At 41.4% G+C, this 17,716-nt stretch carries 14 protein-coding genes and 1 riboswitch; of the genes, 1 reads left to right on the top strand and 13 read right to left on the bottom strand.

Annotated features, from left to right (window positions below; all coding sequences use genetic code 11):
- Window positions 1–16: 16 nt before the first annotated feature.
- The 10 genes from BTR25_RS09585 to gltB all read right to left on the bottom strand — a co-directional run bounded on the left by BTR25_RS09585 (window position 17) and on the right by gltB (window position 14,353).
- Window positions 17–1,837 carry an assimilatory sulfite reductase (NADPH) flavoprotein subunit gene (locus BTR25_RS09585; protein ID WP_075687847.1) on the bottom strand — a complete coding sequence of 607 codons (1,821 nt, stop codon included), beginning with the start codon at window positions 1,835–1,837 and terminating at the stop codon, window positions 17–19.
- A 121-nt stretch (window positions 1,838–1,958) separates the two neighbouring features.
- Window positions 1,959–2,693, bottom strand: a complete 735-nt coding sequence (locus tag BTR25_RS09580; RefSeq protein ID WP_075687846.1) for a sirohydrochlorin chelatase — start codon at window positions 2,691–2,693, stop codon at window positions 1,959–1,961.
- Between the two features lie 20 nt (window positions 2,694–2,713).
- The gene (gene cobA / locus BTR25_RS09575) at window positions 2,714–3,490 is read right to left on the bottom strand and encodes a uroporphyrinogen-III C-methyltransferase (protein WP_075687845.1); all 777 of its coding nucleotides are present in this window, start codon (window positions 3,488–3,490) and stop codon (window positions 2,714–2,716) included.
- 37 nt (window positions 3,491–3,527) lie between these two features.
- Window positions 3,528–4,127: an adenylyl-sulfate kinase gene (gene cysC, locus BTR25_RS09570; RefSeq protein WP_075687844.1), complete on the bottom strand. Its 600-nt coding sequence runs from the start codon at window positions 4,125–4,127 to the stop codon at window positions 3,528–3,530.
- A 13-nt stretch (window positions 4,128–4,140) separates the two neighbouring features.
- Window positions 4,141–5,298, bottom strand: coding sequence for a sulfate adenylyltransferase (sat, locus tag BTR25_RS09565; RefSeq protein ID WP_075687843.1), 1,158 nt, complete (start codon window positions 5,296–5,298; stop codon window positions 4,141–4,143).
- Window positions 5,299–5,324: 26 nt separating this feature from the next.
- On the bottom strand, window positions 5,325–6,392 hold the full coding sequence (locus tag BTR25_RS09560) for a sulfate permease (protein WP_075687912.1): 1,068 nt from the start codon (window positions 6,390–6,392) through the stop codon (window positions 5,325–5,327).
- Window positions 6,393–6,407: 15 nt separating this feature from the next.
- Entirely contained in the window at window positions 6,408–7,124 is a 717-nt protein-coding gene (locus tag BTR25_RS09555) for a phosphoadenylyl-sulfate reductase (protein WP_075687842.1), read from the bottom strand.
- A gap of 69 nt (window positions 7,125–7,193) precedes the next feature.
- Window positions 7,194–7,294: riboswitch (SAM riboswitch) on the bottom strand.
- 161 nt (window positions 7,295–7,455) lie between these two features.
- A complete protein-coding gene (locus tag BTR25_RS09550) occupies window positions 7,456–8,172 on the bottom strand; it encodes a DUF421 domain-containing protein (RefSeq protein WP_075687841.1) in 717 nt (238 codons plus the stop codon).
- A 126-nt stretch (window positions 8,173–8,298) separates the two neighbouring features.
- Window positions 8,299–9,783, bottom strand: a complete 1,485-nt coding sequence (gene gltD, locus BTR25_RS09545; protein ID WP_075687840.1) for a glutamate synthase small subunit — start codon at window positions 9,781–9,783, stop codon at window positions 8,299–8,301.
- A gap of 16 nt (window positions 9,784–9,799) precedes the next feature.
- Window positions 9,800–14,353: a glutamate synthase large subunit gene (gltB, locus tag BTR25_RS09540; RefSeq protein WP_075687839.1), complete on the bottom strand. Its 4,554-nt coding sequence runs from the start codon at window positions 14,351–14,353 to the stop codon at window positions 9,800–9,802.
- 134 nt (window positions 14,354–14,487) lie between these two features.
- Here gltB and gltC point away from each other — a divergent pair, with 134 nt between their 5' ends.
- Entirely contained in the window at window positions 14,488–15,390 is a 903-nt protein-coding gene (gene gltC, locus BTR25_RS09535) for a glutamate biosynthesis transcriptional regulator GltC (RefSeq protein ID WP_075687838.1), read from the top strand.
- A gap of 42 nt (window positions 15,391–15,432) precedes the next feature.
- Here the strand turns inward: gltC and BTR25_RS09530 are convergent, their stop codons facing one another.
- The 3 genes from BTR25_RS09530 to nirD all read right to left on the bottom strand — a co-directional run bounded on the left by BTR25_RS09530 (window position 15,433) and on the right by nirD (window position 17,716).
- Entirely contained in the window at window positions 15,433–16,479 is a 1,047-nt protein-coding gene (locus tag BTR25_RS09530) for an anthranilate phosphoribosyltransferase (RefSeq protein ID WP_075687837.1), read from the bottom strand.
- Window positions 16,480–16,506: 27 nt separating this feature from the next.
- On the bottom strand, window positions 16,507–17,301 hold the full coding sequence (cobA, locus tag BTR25_RS09525; protein WP_083652319.1) for a uroporphyrinogen-III C-methyltransferase: 795 nt from the start codon (window positions 17,299–17,301) through the stop codon (window positions 16,507–16,509).
- Window positions 17,302–17,392: 91 nt separating this feature from the next.
- Window positions 17,393–17,716 carry a nitrite reductase small subunit NirD gene (gene nirD, locus BTR25_RS09520; protein ID WP_075687835.1) on the bottom strand — a complete coding sequence of 108 codons (324 nt, stop codon included), beginning with the start codon at window positions 17,714–17,716 and terminating at the stop codon, window positions 17,393–17,395.

Raw genomic sequence — 17,716 nt, 5'->3', positions numbered from 1 at the left:
TCCCTTCAATCCAAAATCAGTATACATCACGCTGATAGCGTTTTTGCTGCTGCATATTGGCAAGATATTCTACCGCTTGTTCCCGGCTCATATTGCCTTCTTTTTCAATGATATCAATTAGTGTGTGATGGACATCATGGGCCATATTTTTCTCATCGCCACAAATATAAACTGCGGCACCTTGTTGGAGCCACTCGAACAATCCTTTACTGTGTTCAAGCATACGATGCTGAACATATACTTTTTCTGCTGTGTCACGTGAAAAAGCAACATCCATTTTTGTTAACACACCGTCTTTTATCCATTTTTGCCATTCTGTTTGATAAAGGAAATCTGTTACGAAGTGCTGGTCGCCAAAAAACATCCATGACTTACCCTCCACTCCGATTTCTTCACGCTCCTGCATGAACGCTCGAAATGGTGCTACTCCTGTCCCTGGTCCAACCATAATAATCGGTGTCTCAGGATTTTCTGGCAGCTTAAAGTTATCATTTTGCTGTATATATATAGGCAGGGTATCTCCTGGCTGCAAACGTTCTGCACAAAGTATGGAACAAACCCCTTTTCTTTCACGGCCATGTGCATCGTATCGTACTGCTCCGACGGTTAAATGCACTTCGTCTGGATTTGCTGATAAACTGCTTGAAATCGAGTAAAGACGTGACGGCATTTTTCGGAGAATCGAGACAAAGTCTTGAACAGACCCGTTCCAAGGTCCGAAGTCCTTAATTAAATCTAGCAAATCCCGTCCATCGAGATAAGATTTTAAGTTTTCATCATTGCCTGGTGCCAACAGTTCCTGAAGTTTCTCGTTTGCTGACAGCTTCACTGCTTTTTCAAGGAAAGGTTTTGTTAGAACAGTGATTTCAAAATAAGAAGTGAGTGCTTCCTTTAGTGAAAGAACTTCTCCCTGCTTATTTACTGTTACCGTTTCTGTTGAATCCCAGTTTAATGCACTCAGTAGAGCATCGACAAGTTTTGGGTCGTTTTCTGGATAAATCCCAAGGCTGTCTCCTGGTTGAAAGGAGAGACCAGAACCTTCTAGAGATAACTCAAGATGACGTGTCTCTTTATTCGATCCGCGACCGTTTAAATTAATATTTTCTAGCACTTCCGCTCTAAACGGATTCGTTCTAGAATATACCGATTCCACTACTGGAGTTCCTGCAGCCTGCACAGAACCACCAGTTCCCCCCTGCGCTTCGGTTAATCCGCCAATAACGCCATCAAGCCACTCTGCTGCAGGTTCATCAAAATCAAGATCACAGTCAAAGCGTGGGTATAATCTCGTCCCGCCAAGTTCCTCAAGGCGAGCATCGAACTCTTTCCCTGTCTGACAGAAAAACTCATAAGAGCTGTCTCCTAGTGCTAAGACAGAGAAATTAAGCCCATCTAGCTTTGGAGCTCTTTTTCCATGAAGAAATTCATGGAAGGTCAGGGCATTGTCAGGTGGCTCTCCTTCGCCATGAGTACTAACAACAATAAGTAAATTATTAACTTTCTTAATATTGTTAGATTTAAAATCACTCATCGATGATGTCGTTACCTGAAAACCTCGGCCTTCTAGTGTCTTAGCAGCATGTTTAGCTAGTCTTTGGCTATTGCCCGTTTGTGACCCGAATAAAATCGTCACTTCCTTAGAAATTGTCACATCACCGCTCTTTACAGGAAGTTCCCTGGTTTGAACACCAGCAGTGCCTGGAACAGTAAGATATGGTGACGCAGCTAAAAAGCCACTTAACCATACCTTTTGTGACTCTGTTAATGTTGGCAGAATGCGGTTAAGGAGCTCTGCCTGCTCCTGATTAAACGGACTATTCATTACCTGAAGTTGCAACGTTTCCACCTCACAAGGAATAAAACTTACAGTTTGAATGCTTCCTACTTGAAAAAGTCATTCTACATTATATCTATCTATTCTACATTTTACTGGACATTTCAACAATATTAATTCTCTATTATTCTTTTCCCGGAACTGATGCTCTTTCAATGACAATTTCTTCGAATACACGGTGGCTGCTTAATGGCCCCGTATGAAGAATCTGAAATCCTTGTTTTTCTAGCTTCCGTACTTCGTGGGTTACCTCTGCTATTAGAAGTCCTGAGAATAACAGATAAGGAACAACAATGATTCTTCCTAAAGCCCCGGCTGTTACCATGTCAAGCCCTTGATGGAGCCTCGGTTCCACTGCTGCTAAGTAACAAACCGAAACATCATCTACACGAAGGCGTTCCTTTAACCCTGTCGCGATTTTCGTAAAATCATTCGCTGTAGCAGGGTCACTGCTTCCTCTGCCCACAACTAATAGCCGATCCTGTGGAACTAAGTTATAAACGACTTCCTTGACCACTTCAGTAATAGCATCAAGGATTTTCGCTTGTACACCAAATGGATCACTTATGTTTACCCGGACAGAAGGATAGATCGTCTTGAGGGCATCTAATGCTTGAGGAATATCCTGTTTTATATGTCCTGCTGCTAAAAGAAATAGCGGGACCACATTGATTTCTGTTGCACCCTGTTCAACACAGCGACGGAACCCTTCCTCAATTAATGGGTCAGTTAACTCCAGAAAACTTATTTCCTGGATAGGGACTGCTACTCGCTCCATGACTTTATGGATAAAGGCTTTAGCCTCTTCCGCACCTTTTTTTGAGCGTGTACCATGTCCGATATAGAGTATCGCTCTCATACTAAAGCTCCTTACTCAGCTTATCCGTGTACGATTGGCAGCTGGGGCAAAATTTCATCCTCAAACCAGTTTATTTTTTCATGCAGCCGAACAACATCTCCAATTATCATCATACTTGGGTTGGTAATCCCCGATGTTCTCACTTTCGCTTGAATGGTATCAAGGGTTCCGACAACTGTTCTTTGATCACTTAGAGTGCCCCAATGGATCAAAGCGATTGGAGTTTGGGGTGATTTGCCATTCTGGATAAGCTGGTTGGTAATGGTCGAAAGATGGGACACCCCCATATATACACAGATGGTATCTACTGCTTTTGCCAAATGGGACCACTGGTGCTCTGCCGCGGCATCACCAGCCTGATGACCTGTAATAAAAGCAAAGCTCCTACTTAAGGTACGATGCGTGACAGGGATTCCTGCATATGCTGGAGCCGCAATCCCTGCTGTGATACCAGGAATAATTTCAAACGGTACTCCATGCTTCATACATTCCTCCGCTTCTTCACCACCACGGCCGAACACAAAAGGATCTCCACCTTTTAAACGAACGACCTGATTCCCTTTTTTGGCATACTTTACGATGAAGTGATTAATTGTTTCTTGTTTCATTGTATGGTAATGAGGAAGCTTACCGCAATAGACAAGTTGTGCTCCTTCTTTTGCATGTTCTAGTAATTCAGGATTTACCAGGCGATCATAGAGGACGACATCCGCTTTTTGAAGGCAGCGCAATCCTTTTACTGTAATTAAATCTGGATCTCCGGGACCCGCACCTACCAAAAAAACCTTACCCTCCATGGATTTGCCATCCTTTCACCAAACATTTTTAAAAAATCTACAATAAGCCTTTTTCCTTTAAGTAATTCAAAATTTGATCAACTGCTTCTTTTACTGATAGGAGATTGGAATGTACAGTAATTTCTGGACGTTCCGGTGACTCATATGGCGAGTCAATTCCTGTAAATTCTTTAATTTCACCGCGTCGTGCCTTTGCATAAAGCTGTTTTGGGTCACGTTTTTCACATTCATCCAGAGGACAGCTAACAAAGACTTCGATAAATTCGCCTTCTTCAAACAAGGCACGAACTTGGTCGCGATCAGAACGGAATGGCGAAATGAAAGCTGTGGTTACGACTGCCCCACTATCGACAAACAGTTTTGCAACTTCACCAATCCTTCTAATATTCTCGGTCCGGTCATAGTCTGAAAATCCTAGGTCCTTATTTAACCCGTGTCGGATATTATCGCCATCCAACACATATTCATTGATTCCAAGTCGGTATAATTCACTCGACACAGCGTTGGCAATGGTCGACTTTCCTGAGCCTGAGAGACCTGTAAACCATAGGACCGCACTTCCATGGCCATTTTGAACACGGCGGTCTGCTTTTGTTACAGCTGCTGCATGCCAGGTTATATTCGTTGCTTTTGACATCGTTTCTTCCTCCTTATACCCTCACTTCTTCTTTCATTCCATCAATGAGTACTTCCACTACTTCTTTCCGGCTGAATGTTGACGGTGGCAGCTGCCCTGAGCGGAGCATTTCTCTAACCTTAGTTCCAGAAAGAATCACGCGATCTTCTATGCTGTGTGGACAAGTTTTATCAGAAGCCATTCCCTCACACTTATTGCAGTAGAAACTGTGTTCAAAGAATAACGGCTTAATTCCTAATTCTCCCTCCGGAAATTCATTGAAAATATACTGTGCATCATAAGTACCGTAGTAGTTGCCTACTCCTGCATGGTCACGACCTACAATAAAATGCGTGCAGCCGAAGTTTTTACGGGCAATTGCATGGAAAATTGCCTCTCTTGGACCTGCGTAACGCATGGCTGCTGGATATACACCAAGCTGAACTCGTTCTGAAGGATAATAATTGTCTAGTAGAACGCGGTAGCTTCTTAGGCGTACATCCGCAGAAATATCATCAGACTTAGTTTCCCCTACAAGCGGATTAACAAAAAGACCATCGACCGTTTCTAAGGCAGCTTTTTGAATATATTCATGTGCACGATGAATTGGATTCCTAGTTTGGAAGCCAACTACTGTTTTCCAGCCTTTTGCTTCAAAAATAGCTCTCGTTTCTTTGGGTTCGAACCAAACATCGCTTGCCACACCTTTTTCTGGCTTTTTAATTAATGTGACCTCACCCGCCACGTAAACAGGTCCTCTTTCGTATAAACGCTTCACTCCTGGGTGAGCAAGCTCTAACGTTTTATACACCTCTACAGCTTCCTTATCCAGGTTTGGCTCATACCATTCTGAAACCTTAATTACTCCATACATCTCATTTTCAAAAGTAAGCTTAATTTCTTCACCCACTTTTAGGGTAGATGCCGTTTCCTTAGAGACTGGAAGAGTAACTGGAATCGACCAAATCGTTTGGTCTGCCAGACGCATATTTTCCACAACGGACTCATAATCGGCTTTTCCTAGAAACCCAGTAAGTGGACTAAAAAGACCAATCCCAATTAACTCAAGGTCACTCAAGGCAATGGCGTCAATTTCTATTTCTTTTGTTATATGAGTTACAACATAGTTTGGATCAAATGCTTCGATTAGTTTTCCTCCATGAGGTTGTGGTAAAAATGACAATATAATCATACCTTTCTATTTTAAATATCTATTTTTTAATCCTTTGCTACTTCATGTGATACTGCAATTACAGACTTCTCTCTCTTCATTAAGAACAATACTCCGAATACGGAAATAAGGACGCCTGCCATCGCAATGATTGGATAAATATTTTGTTCAATTAATAGTTGGATGAGCGTATACGATAAGACCATTGAAAGAACAGGTGAAACAATCCAGACAGTTAGCATCTGCACGACAATATCCTTCTTTAAGACTTCCTTCCCATTCTTCGCAAAGCCAATTCCAACAATGGAGGAAGTAGTTATTTGTGTTAGCGGTACAGGAATTCCAAACATCGATGCAATCGTTACGATGGTTGCTCCTGTCCCAGAAATGACACATCCTTCTTCTAGCTTTAAAGTGGTAATTTTTTTACCATTTGTTTCAAGAACGCGGTGGCCCAGAATTAGTGCGCCTAACGCTACAAACAGCCCACCCCAGAAGATACCGTTCCCAGTAGTCATAATCCCGGCACCAACAAGAGGGCCTACTGCATTCGCAACATTGTTCATCCCAGCTGAAAATGCTTCAAACAGCCCCAAAACTACAACAAGGACTGTCAAGAATGGAACAGCTTTTGGAGCTTCAACCCACTTTTTAAGCTTCTTGTTATTTAAAACCTTTGCAGCAAGTACTGCAATAAAAAAAGCAGTAATTGGTGTTAGGAGCCAAAACATCATAATCCAGAGAAGCTTCCCCGCAAATACCGATTGGTAAACGACCCCTGCACCGACAATAGATCCAACTGCGACTTCACTTGTTGAAAGAGGGATACCGAAAATATTGGCTAAAAACAATGACATCGCTGCTGAAGCTAGCACAATCAGTGCAATCGATACAGTAAATGTACTGCTAGGGACAATTCCACTCCCCAAAGTCTTAACCACTTCACCGCCCCCCAGCCAGGCTCCAAGAAATACGGCAATCCCGCAAAGCATTAATGCAAGCCGTTTCTTCACCACACCAGAGCCATATGCGATTCCCATTGAGGCAGCAGCACCACTTCCACCTATATTCATTGCAAAAAACAAGCCAATAATAATCGCGATGATTGTAAGCATCATCAATGCCCTCCTTTATGAGGTGTGCAATCCACACTCCGTTTTGCCGCTCCCAGACCAACGCCCTGCTCTTGAGTCACCATCAGTACTAACTGGCTGTGTACAGGGAAAGCAACCGATGCTAGGGTAACCTTGGTCATGCAGGATGTTGTACGGGAGATTTTTCTCTTTTATATAGTTCCATACCTCATCCCAGGTCCAATGAATTAGCGGGCAGATTTTAATATTTTGAAATTTATCATCTTTATTTAAAAACTCCGTGTTTGCCCTTGTCGACGACTGTTCTCTGCGAAGACCAGACATCCAAGCCTGTTTAGCCGTTAACGTCTCCCTCAATGGAATCACTTTGCGAATGTTACAGCATTGGTTAGGGTCCCTCTTCCATAGGGCGGAACCATATTGTTCTCTTTGGTCGTCTAGACTTAACTTTGGCTGTTTTCGCTCTATTTTCAGAGATGGAAAACGAGCTTCAATTTTGTCAATCACGTCATATGTCTCTGGAAAGTGTAATCCAGTATCTAAAAAGACTATATGAGCATCTGGCTTTACCTGTTGAATCAAATCAATCAGGACAATCGCTTCTGCACCAAAACTAGATGCATAGACAATTTGCTCTTCTGGATAATTGCTATAGGCCCACTCTAAAACAGCACGAGCACCTTTTGTTTGGTCGTCAATAGGGAAATCCCCTGAAATTTGTTCCCAGTTTTGATAGGTAACTGTATTTTCCATACCTTTTTTCCTCCTTCTAAAATCAAAAAGCCTCTCCAATTTTGGAAAGGCATCACACTCACGTTTGATACCTTATCTTCCAAAATGTAACCATTTTGCTGGAGTTAGCACCTTGCTATGCAGGTTGCCGGGCTTCATCGGGCCAGTCCCTAAGCCTCTCTAGATAAGTAATATTTTATTTGATGAAATTAATCCTACCATACCAATAGGTTTTATGTAAATAAGAATAAACAAAATTTTTAAAATTAATATTGGAACCTTTTTTATCACCTTGCATACTAATAACGCCAAAACCGTATAAGGCTTCGACGTTAGTTTTTTATGCTTTATGTTAATGCTTTAGTGGATCTGGTGTTGAGCTAGTATTAGGTGAGATATGAAGTTTAAAGTTTTTATCTAAAGAAGCATAAAATATTTCTTCTGTCTTCTTAAATCCTTTCTTGTTTAACTGCTCCTTCAGCCAGGTTTCATTTGTGTTCAAGTGTGATAGTGTTTCATAATCAATTTTACCCTCAATTATCACTGGATAAGATAATTCTTTTGATTCAATCTTTAGCCCTAAATCCTGACGTGTTGCTGTTAATTGTTCCGCTTTTTTTAATACTGAAAGTCTTCCGTTCGCTTCAATAAAACCTAAATGGACAACCGTAACATCAAATATCTCTTTTTCTCGTAGCATCTGTAAAATATTATCTAAGCTATAGTGGATTTTTCGTAAGTTTTTCACAAGAAAAACTCCATCTAAAATGATGAGGGTTGGTTCAAAAGTGAGTAATCTTCCTACCTTACGAAACTTGATATTCATATAAGCGATTAGCCTTTGTAGTAACGCTAATGCGATGACTGCCATTCCTGTATGTATATGTTCGATTTTAGGATCTGCAATATCAGCTCCTACCACTGCACCCAAGCAAATAATAATTAAAAAATCAAAAACTGGCAGCTCTCCTATTGATCTTTTCCCCATAAATAACGTTGCTACAAGTAACAAAGGCAATATGGTGATGATTCTGCCATAAACCAATAGAATTTCTTTTATTGTTTCCATTTCTCTAATACCCTCTTTCTAGTTTTCTAGAATAGTTATGGATTAGTATTTCCCACTTTTAAATGGAGAGCTGCTTTTTTCATAAAAAAACCTAATTCCTCAGAAAAAGGAATTAGGTCTCCCTTGTTATTTTGGTAAGTTCGATTTTCCCATTAGATAGACATCTACCTCATGCGCAACGCCGCGGCCTTCGTTTATCGCCCAGACGATTAAACTTTGCCCTCTCCTAGCATCGCCTGCTGCAAAAACACCCTTAACATTCGTAGTGTATTGCCCATAGGCAGCCTCAATTTTTTGGTTAACTGCTGTTACCCCAAATTGATGAAGGAGCGGCTGATCTGTTCCTTCAAAACCAATCGCAATAAAAACTAATTGGGCAGGCCAAACTTTTTCTGTACCCGGGATTTCCTGAAAGTAAAAACGACCTTCTTCATCCCGCAATTTTTCCATCTCAATCGTGTGCAACTCTTTGACAGTACCTTGTGGATCTGCAACGACCTTTTTCGTTTGAATCGAATATTGACGGGGGTCATCCCCTAACTTCGCTTCAGCTTCCTTATAAGCATAATCCATTGAAAAGACATTCGGATATGCCGGCCATAGATTATTAGAAGCTCTTTCTATAGGAAGTTGAGGGTGCTTACCAAATTGTGAGACACTACGGCATTTTTGCCTTAATGCTGTAGCTACACAATCCGCCCCCGTATCTCCCCCGCCTATTACAATTACATCTTTACCCTCTGCATTCAAATACCCTTCATTCGTAAAATTTGAATCTAATAGGTTTTTCGTAGTATTAGTCAGGTAATCCATTGCTAAATGAATTCCGTTTGATTCACTTCCTTCTATCACAAGCTTCCGCTGTTTTTGAGCACCAGTACATAAAATAACGGCATCAAATTGAGCCCGCAGCTCTTCGGCTGTTACATCTTTACCAATTTCAGTGTTCGTAACAAATTGTATTCCCTCTTGGGTTAATAATCTGATCCGACGCTCGACCACTTCTTTATCTAACTTCATATTAGGAATTCCATACATCAATAACCCACCAGCACGGTCTGATCGCTCAAATACCGTCACCGCGTGACCTGCTTGGTTCAGCTGGTCAGCACTTGCCAAACCAGCTGGGCCTGATCCGACTACCGCAACTTTTTTTCCAGTTCTTCGTACAGGAATTCGCGGCTCTATCCAGCCATTTTCAAAGCCTTTATCGATAATTGCCTGTTCAATATTCTTAATCGTCACAGCTGGGTCTGTAATCGCTAACGTACAAGATCCCTCGCACGGAGCGGGACAAACCCTTCCTGTAAACTCAGGAAAATTATTCGTTTTTAACAACCGATCGAGCGCCTCTCTCCAGCGGCCGCGATAAACCAAGTCATTCCATTCTGGGATTAAATTATGAATCGGACACCCTGAAGTCGCACCTTGAATTTCCATTCCGATATGACAGAAGGGAGTAGCGCAGTCCATACAACGAGCCCCCTGTCTTTTTAACGATCCTTCAGAGAATGGTGCAGTGTACTCTTTCCAGTCGCTTACACGCGAAAGGGGATTGCGTTCTATTACATTCTCTCGACTATATTCCATAAAACCTGTTGGTTTCCCCATCATCCTCTCCCCTTTCCTAGCGTAATACAGCTGCTGACTGTAGTTTTGATTTATTAGTCTCTTTAGCGGAAACAGCTTTAAATGCACTCATTGCAGCTTCATCGGCAGTTAGGCCTGCATCTATTTGCTGCTGGATACTATCAATCATTTGCTTATAGTCCTTCGGAATAACCTTGACAAATTTTCTAACATGATTTTTCCAGTCCTCTAGAATCCGGCTTGCTTTCACACTATTCGTATAACGAAGGTGATTTTCAATCATACTCTTTAGCTCTGCTAATTCATCCTGCGTTAACTCATCAAACCCAATCATTTCTTGATTACACAAATTCACAAATGACTCTTGATGATCAGCGAGAACGTAAGCAATACCGCCTGACATTCCGGCACCAAAGTTTTTACCTACTTCACCTAAAATAACAACCCGTCCGCCAGTCATATATTCACAGCCATGGTCACCGATTCCTTCGACCACAACATCTGCACCGCTATTACGAACTGCAAAACGTTCACCAGCACGGCCATTAATATAAGCTTCACCACTCGTTGCCCCGTATAAAGCCACATTTCCGGCAATAACGTCTTCACCTGCCATTATACTTGAAGAATCATCCGCTTTAACAATCAGCTTCCCGCCAGACAAGCCTTTTCCAAGATAATCATTTACATCACCAGTAATAACAAGTGTCATGCCTTTTGGAACAAATGCCCCAAAACTTTGACCGGCTGATCCTGAAAATCTTAAGGTTATCGTATCCTCTGGCAGACCTTCTTCACCATAACGTTTTGAAACTTCACTTCCTACAATGGTCCCTACGACCCTATTCACATTTGTAATTGGGAAGCTGGCATCCACAGGTGTGCTAGATATCAACGATTTCTCAACAAGCGGCAGAATCATTTTCAAATCGAGTGACTGTTCAATTTTATGATTCTGAGGAGTTTTAAACGTGCGAGCTCCTTCTGACTGGTGCAGCAAGGCCGATAAATCTAGATGCTTCGCCTTCCAGTGAGTTTTTGCTCTATCGCTCACTGCAAGTACATCTGTTCGTCCTACCATTTCTTCTACTGTTCTAAAGCCCAGTTCAGCCATCAATTCTCGGACTTCCTGTGCAACAAAACGCATATAGTTAACGATATAATCCGCTTCTCCTGTAAACTTCCTGCGAAGCTCTGGATTTTGTGTTGCAATTCCAACAGGACATGTATCCAAATGACATACACGCATCATTACACAGCCAAGCACTACAAGCGGAGCAGTAGCAAAGCCAAACTCTTCTGCGCCTAACAAAGCTGCCATGACGACATCTCTGCCAGTCATTAATTTACCATCAGTTTCAAGGACAACGCGGTCCCGCAAGCCATTCAACATTAATGTTTGATGTGTCTCAGCCAGCCCTAACTCCCATGGTAGACCTGCATGCTGTATACTGGTCTTCGGAGATGCTCCCGTACCACCATCGTAACCACTAATTACAATGACATCTGCAGCACCCTTCGCAACACCAGCAGCAATTGTGCCCACACCGCCTTTGCTTACGAGCTTTACGCTGATCCGTGCGTGCCGATTGGCATTTTTTAAATCATGAATCAATTGAGCCAAATCTTCTATTGAATAAATATCATGATGTGGAGGAGGAGAAATTAATCCAACTCCTGGCGTTGAGCCACGAACATCTGCAACCCAAGGATATACCTTGTTTCCTGGCAGCTGCCCGCCCTCACCTGGCTTTGCTCCCTGTGCCATTTTAATCTGCAGTTCCTCTGCATTCACAAGATAATGGCTTTTTACACCGAAACGGCCAGAAGCAATTTGTTTGATAGCACTTCGGCGGTTATCTCCATTTTCATCAAGAATATAGCGAGCTGCATCCTCACCGCCCTCACCACTATTACTTCTGCCACCTAAACGGTTCATCGCAATCGCAAGTGTTTCATGTGCCTCTTTACTAATTGATCCAAATGACATTGCTCCAGTTTTAAACCGGCGGACAATAGAATCAACTGACTCCACTTCCTCAAGAGGTACCGCCATACGTGCTTCATCAAAGGAAAATAAATTACGTAAAAACCCCATTCTTTCTTCATTCGCAAGACTGGAATATTTTTTAAATAACTCATAATCCCCTTTGCGGCATGCCCATTGAAGAGTGTGAATGGTACCAGGATTAAATGCGTGATGTTCACCTGTTTTTCTCCATTGGAAGTTGCTTCCTGAATCAAGCGTTTGGTCATAAATATTCTCATATGCCCGTTCATGCAACATTTTTGCCTCTTTGGAAATGGTCTCTAAATCAATACCGTCAATTTGGGAAACGGTTCCCGTAAAATACTCATCAATCACTGCAGCACTAATTCCAACAGCCTCAAAGATTTGAGCACCTCTGTAGCTTTGTACGGTAGAGATACCCATTTTGGACATAACTTTTACAACACCCTCGGTCATACCTTTTACATATTTAGCTACAGCTTCATCGTAAGTATAAGGTAAATTACCATCTAAAATAGCTTGATGATAGGTTGCGAAAGCTAAATAAGGATATATCGCGTCCACACCATAGCCAAGTAAAGCAGCAAAGTGATGGACTTCTCTTACTTCACCCGTTTCAACAATAATACTGACCTTTGTACGGCTGCCTTTACGGATTAAATACTGATGAAGAGCACTTGCGGCTAAAAGAACAGGAATAGCCGTACTACTTTGATCCATGTTTCGATCTGATAAAATGAGCAAACTTACATTGTTCGAAATCGCCGCTTCTGCTTGCTGGCACACCTGTTCTAAGCTGAGGGCTAAATCTTCGGTAAACAATGTATCAATAATATGGCTTTTAAACTCAGGAAGGGTTGAATACTTTATTTGTTTCATTTGATTACTTGTTAATATTGGGCTCGCAAGTTGCATCCGGCGGCAATTTAATTCTGACGGCTGCAATAAATTGCCCTCCGAGCCTAATAAGGTCATCGTGGAAGTGACAATTTCTTCACGAATGGAATCTATTGGCGGATTTGTCACTTGCGCAAATAACTGTTTGAAATAGTTAAACAACGATTGGGCACGATCTGACAAAACAGCTAATGGCATGTCATTACCCATTGCACCGATAGGGTCTTTCCCCTCACTTACCACAGGTACTAAGTATTTTGAAATATCTTCATAGGTATAACCGAAGGCTTTCTGACGAATCAATAAATCCGAAAATTCTTCTGGCTCATTTCGGCCGTCAGCGTTTAATTTTAACAACTGCTGATCTAACCATTGCTGATATGGATGTGCTTGAGCCATCTCCAATTTCACTTCTTCATCAGAAATAATTCGGCCTTTTTCTAAATCTATTAAAAGCATCTTTCCGGGACTTAAACGATCCTTATACACTACCTTTTCTGGAGCAATATCAATTACGCCCACTTCAGATGAGAAAATAATATAATCATCGTCTGTGACGTAATAACGAGCTGGACGAAGACCATTTCGATCTAAAATGGCACCTATTTGCTTTCCGTCTGTAAACGATATCGCAGTTGGGCCATCCCAAGGTTCCATTAGACAGCTGTGATATTCGTAAAAAGCTCTTTTTTCCGGTGTTATATGCGGGTTTTCAGACCATGGTTCAGGTATAAGCATCATGGCAGCATGGGCAGGTTTACGTCCAGCAAGCACCAAGAATTCTAGTGCATTATCAAGAATCGAGGAGTCGCTTCCATCTGTATCCAGGATTGGCAGTACCTTTTCTAAATCAGCTCCAAAAGCTTTAGATACAAACTGCTTTTCGCGCGCTTTCATCCACTGGACATTCCCCTTTAGGGTATTAATCTCACCGTTATGAATTAAATAACGATTTGGATGCGCTCTTTCCCAGCTTGGGAATGTATTGGTGCTAAAGCGGGAATGCACTAAAGCGAATGCTGATACAAAACTCTCATCCTGTAAATCCAGGTAAAATTGATCCACTTGATCTGGGGTTAACAGTCCTTTGTATACAATTGTTCTGTTAGAAAGACTAGCAAAATAAAAACGAAATTCTTCCTGCCTTGCCCATTTTTCGGCTTGTTTTCTAATCAGATATAATTTTCTTTCAAATACTAACTCATCTGTTAACTCTTCGTTAGCACCGATAAATACTTGGCGAATAAAAGGTTGCGTTTCTTTTGCTGCTAGTCCAATTGGGTTTGCATTAACAGGAACAGTCCTCCATCCCAGCAATGACTGACCTTCCTGGTCTATTACGCTGTTTATATATGACTCTATTTTACTGCTTTCCTCCGTGTTATTAGAGAAAAATATCATTCCTACGCCGTAACGTCCTTTTTCAGGGAAAGAAATTTCTGGGCAGGCTGCACGGAAAAACTCATCTGGAATTTGTACCATGAGACCAGCACCGTCCCCAGTTAACGGGTCACTGCCTTGACCTCCACGATGATCCATTTGACATAACATTTTTAGTCCTTTTTCGACAATCTCATGTTGCGCCTTCCCTTTTATGTGAGCGTACAATCCGATTCCACATGCGTCATGTTCAAATTCAGGACGGTAGAGACCTTGTGCTTTAGGTATTCGGTTAAATGTCATATACTATCTCCCCCCGCTTTTATAATTTTTCGGAAATTTTAATATAATTATTATTCTATGTTTATTAATTCATATAAACAATATATAATTTAGATGGAAATCATCTATTATCAATATGAGCGGAGGAAAGTGGTTTGGAATTACGTCAATTACGGTACTTTGCCGAAGTCGCGAATCGCCAGCATGTAACAGAAGCAGCAGAAAAACTAAATGTAGCCCAATCAGCAGTTAGCTTTCAGATATCTAAGCTTGAAGATGAACTTGGGGTCCGTTTATTTGAACGTACAGGAAGGAATATCAGACTAACTTCAATCGGCCATTCTTTTTTGATTGATATAAAAAAGGCGATAAAACTGATTGATGAAGCCAAACAGAAAGTAGATGAGTATTTAGACCCTAAAGCCGGAACCATTAAGATTGGATATCCTACCAGTTTAGCTAGCTATTGGCTACCAACTGTTATATCTGCTTTTAAGGAAAAACAACCAAAGGTTATCTTCCATTTGCGACAAGGCTCTTATTCGTCTTTAATTGATAGCGTAAAAAACGGTGAGATTGACCTTGCCTTCTTAGGTCCAGTTCCAACTAAAGAACCAGATATTGAAACTAAGATTTTATTTACAGAAAATATCTCTGCCTTACTACCGGCGAAACATCGCTTAGCCAATCAGAAGAGCCTTATTCTCAACGAATTACAAAATGATTATTTTGTTTTATTTCCCAATGGCTATATCCTTAATAAAATTGCGGTCGATGCCTGTAAACAAGCCGGATTTAAACCAAATATTGCTYCAGAAGGGGAGGACATGGATGCGATTAAGGGGCTTGTTTCTGCTGGAATCGGTGTAAGTCTTTTACCAGAAAGCACCTTTTATGACTCAACACCTCGGTTTACTGTAAAAATCCCGATTGAATCTCCTCAGGTAAGGCGAACGGTCGGTGTAATTACCCCCAAAAACAGAGAACTTGCTCCGTCTGAAGAGTCTTTCTACCAGTTTGTAAATCAGTTCTTCTCAAGATTAGAAAGATACCAATAAAAAAGCGTCATATCCGGAGACTCTCCGTATATGACGCTTTCCTTATTTCAACAGGCTAGGTTGCTGAATTGCCTTCCACTTTTCTAGACTTCGTAATCCATCTTGATTACTAAGCTGCTCTTTTGCCATCTCGATGCCTTCTTCAATAGAAGCCGCTACCCCAAATAGATAATAGCGAATGCCAGTATTAAATACAACCTGATGATAATAATATCGAATAGCACCTGTTTTCTCTCCACTTAATAACGCCAAAATAATTTCAGCCTGTTCATTCGCGGTTAGTTTGATATTTTTATCGAACTCTTCTTCAAGCAACCCAAATTCCTCTGGCTTCACAATCATCGATTCCATTTCATCACCTGATATCCTATAGATAAAACTATTGCGGTGAACTGGTAAATCTTCAGAACCTTCCATTCCTTGAACAATATAAACGTTTTTATACGATAGTCCTTTAAAGATTGGTGCGATTTTATTAATAGCAGTCCGATGATAAGCTCCCATCATTAAGGAGTTAGCTTGCGATAGGTCTAAAAGCTTTTCTACTGTATTTAAGAGAGTTCTAACACCAAGCTCAATTCGGACCTGCCGCAGCCGACTCAATCCAGGGCAATACTGTTCGGTGGATGCAAAACCAATTCTTGTTTCTTCTATTATATTTGTAAGCTGTGAAGCTGACAGGGTTACCTCGATCCCTAATTCTACAAGAATGTCCTTTAATGCCGTACCATACTTCGGAGGCAAGGGATCGCTGCCATGTAAAAATACAGACTGGCCCTTTTCAGCTAGTAAAAGAGCCGTCGGGATGGTTCCAGTTAAAGAATTCCGGCCATTATACGGACTGGCTAAATCTATAACATTACGATTAGATAATCGCAGTTTCTCACTTGCTTCCTGTAATGCATGTGTAAAGGCAAGCAATTCTTCAGGAGATTCAGTCTTAAGTCGTTGTGCAATAAAATAGGCAGCAACTTGTGCATCCGTTGCCTCACCACTTAAAATCAATCGGGCCACTTCTCTTGTTTGGTCGTAATCTAAGTCCTTAGACCCACGCTTCCCTCTTGCTACTTCTTTGATCCATTGCTGCATAACCTTCCGCCCTTCCTAAACTGAGGTTTATTTGACCTCAGCATAAACTTCTTTAAGTATAGAATGGTTACGCCCTATGTTCAATAGCTGCAACTCACGTAATTTCTCTCGAAAGCGAACAACTTCCCCTATTACGATCATGGCAGGGTTTGATACCCCTTCTTTTTCAACTATAGTAACAATCGTACTTAAGGTCCCCGATACTGTTCTTTGTTCATTGGTTGTACCTTGTTGGATAATGCCTACCGGTGTGTCTGGATGCTTTCCATTGGATATTAGTTCCTGACAAATATAGGCTAGATTGCTGATTCCCATATAGATCACTAATGTATCTACCGCTGTAGCCAGCCCTTTCCAGTTAATGTCAGTAGACTTACCTTTCTGTCTATGTCCTGTCACAATCGCGAAGGAACTGCCTAATTCACGATGAGTAATTGGTATACCCGCATATGCTGGTGCTGCAACACCAGCCGTAATTCCTGGTACTACATCATACGATAATCCATTTCTTACTAATGCCTCTACTTCTTCTGCACCCCGCCCAAACACGAAAGGATCTCCGCCTTTTAACCGGACGACCATTTTACCTTGTTTCGTATATTTCACTAAAAGATGATTGATCGTTTCTTGTTTCATCGTGTGAACTGTAGGTTGCTTGCCACAATAAATATGTTGGCAATCTGCTTTGGCATTCTTTAATAATTCTGGGTTTACAAGTCGGTCATACAGAATGACATCTGCCTGTTGGATACATTTCAGGGCCTTTAGAGTAATTAAATCTGGATCGCCAGGACCTGCTCCCACTATATATGCTTTCCCTATCATTCTAAATTCCCCCTAATCTCTGTTTTGCAGTTGTAATTGGAGCATTAGACCTTAGCATTTCCAACACTATTTTTCTATAGTCGTATCCTTAATTGCCGATTAGTATATAAACCTGACCATCTGTCACTTCAACCTGGTAAGTTTGGACACATCCAAAATCTGGTGCTTGAACCTGCCCATCTTTGACGTTAATTTTCCAATCATGCATCGGACAAAAGACATAGTCACCACTCACAATCCCTTCCGCAAGAACTCCCCCTTTATGCGGACAACGATTTTCAATTGCACGAATCTCTCCGCTCTCTAACTTAAAGACAGCCAGTTCCTTTTCTCCAATTAATACCGTTTTTCCTAATTTCTCAGGTAAATTAGATACAGCACCTACACATATAGAACGAATTGTTTTTTCCAA

The sequence above is a fragment of the Bacillus sp. MRMR6 genome (assembly GCF_001940785.1).
Lineage (GTDB): Bacteria > Bacillota > Bacilli > Bacillales > Cytobacillaceae > Neobacillus.
This window is presented reverse-complemented; position numbering and strand designations above follow the sequence as displayed.

What these genes read in the sequence shown, in the direction of transcription:
- gltB (WP_075687839.1), bottom strand. Translation starts at nt 14,353, where the DNA reads ATGACATTTAACCGAATACCTAAAGCACAAGGTCTCTACCGTCCTGAA.
- BTR25_RS09550 (WP_075687841.1), bottom strand. Translation starts at nt 8,172, where the DNA reads ATGGAAACAATAAAAGAAATTCTATTGGTTTATGGCAGAATCATCACC.
- BTR25_RS09560 (WP_075687912.1), bottom strand. Translation starts at nt 6,392, where the DNA reads ATGCTTACAATCATCGCGATTATTATTGGCTTGTTTTTTGCAATGAAT.
- BTR25_RS09580 (WP_075687846.1), bottom strand. Translation starts at nt 2,693, where the DNA reads ATGAGAGCGATACTCTATATCGGACATGGTACACGCTCAAAAAAAGGT.
- gltD (WP_075687840.1), bottom strand. Translation starts at nt 9,783, where the DNA reads ATGGGGAAACCAACAGGTTTTATGGAATATAGTCGAGAGAATGTAATA.
- cysC (WP_075687844.1), bottom strand. Translation starts at nt 4,127, where the DNA reads ATGTCAAAAGCAACGAATATAACCTGGCATGCAGCAGCTGTAACAAAA.
- BTR25_RS09530 (WP_075687837.1), bottom strand. Translation starts at nt 16,479, where the DNA reads ATGCAGCAATGGATCAAAGAAGTAGCAAGAGGGAAGCGTGGGTCTAAG.
- BTR25_RS09555 (WP_075687842.1), bottom strand. Translation starts at nt 7,124, where the DNA reads ATGGAAAATACAGTTACCTATCAAAACTGGGAACAAATTTCAGGGGAT.
- sat (WP_075687843.1), bottom strand. Translation starts at nt 5,298, where the DNA reads ATGATTATATTGTCATTTTTACCACAACCTCATGGAGGAAAACTAATC.
- cobA (WP_075687845.1), bottom strand. Translation starts at nt 3,490, where the DNA reads ATGGAGGGTAAGGTTTTTTTGGTAGGTGCGGGTCCCGGAGATCCAGAT.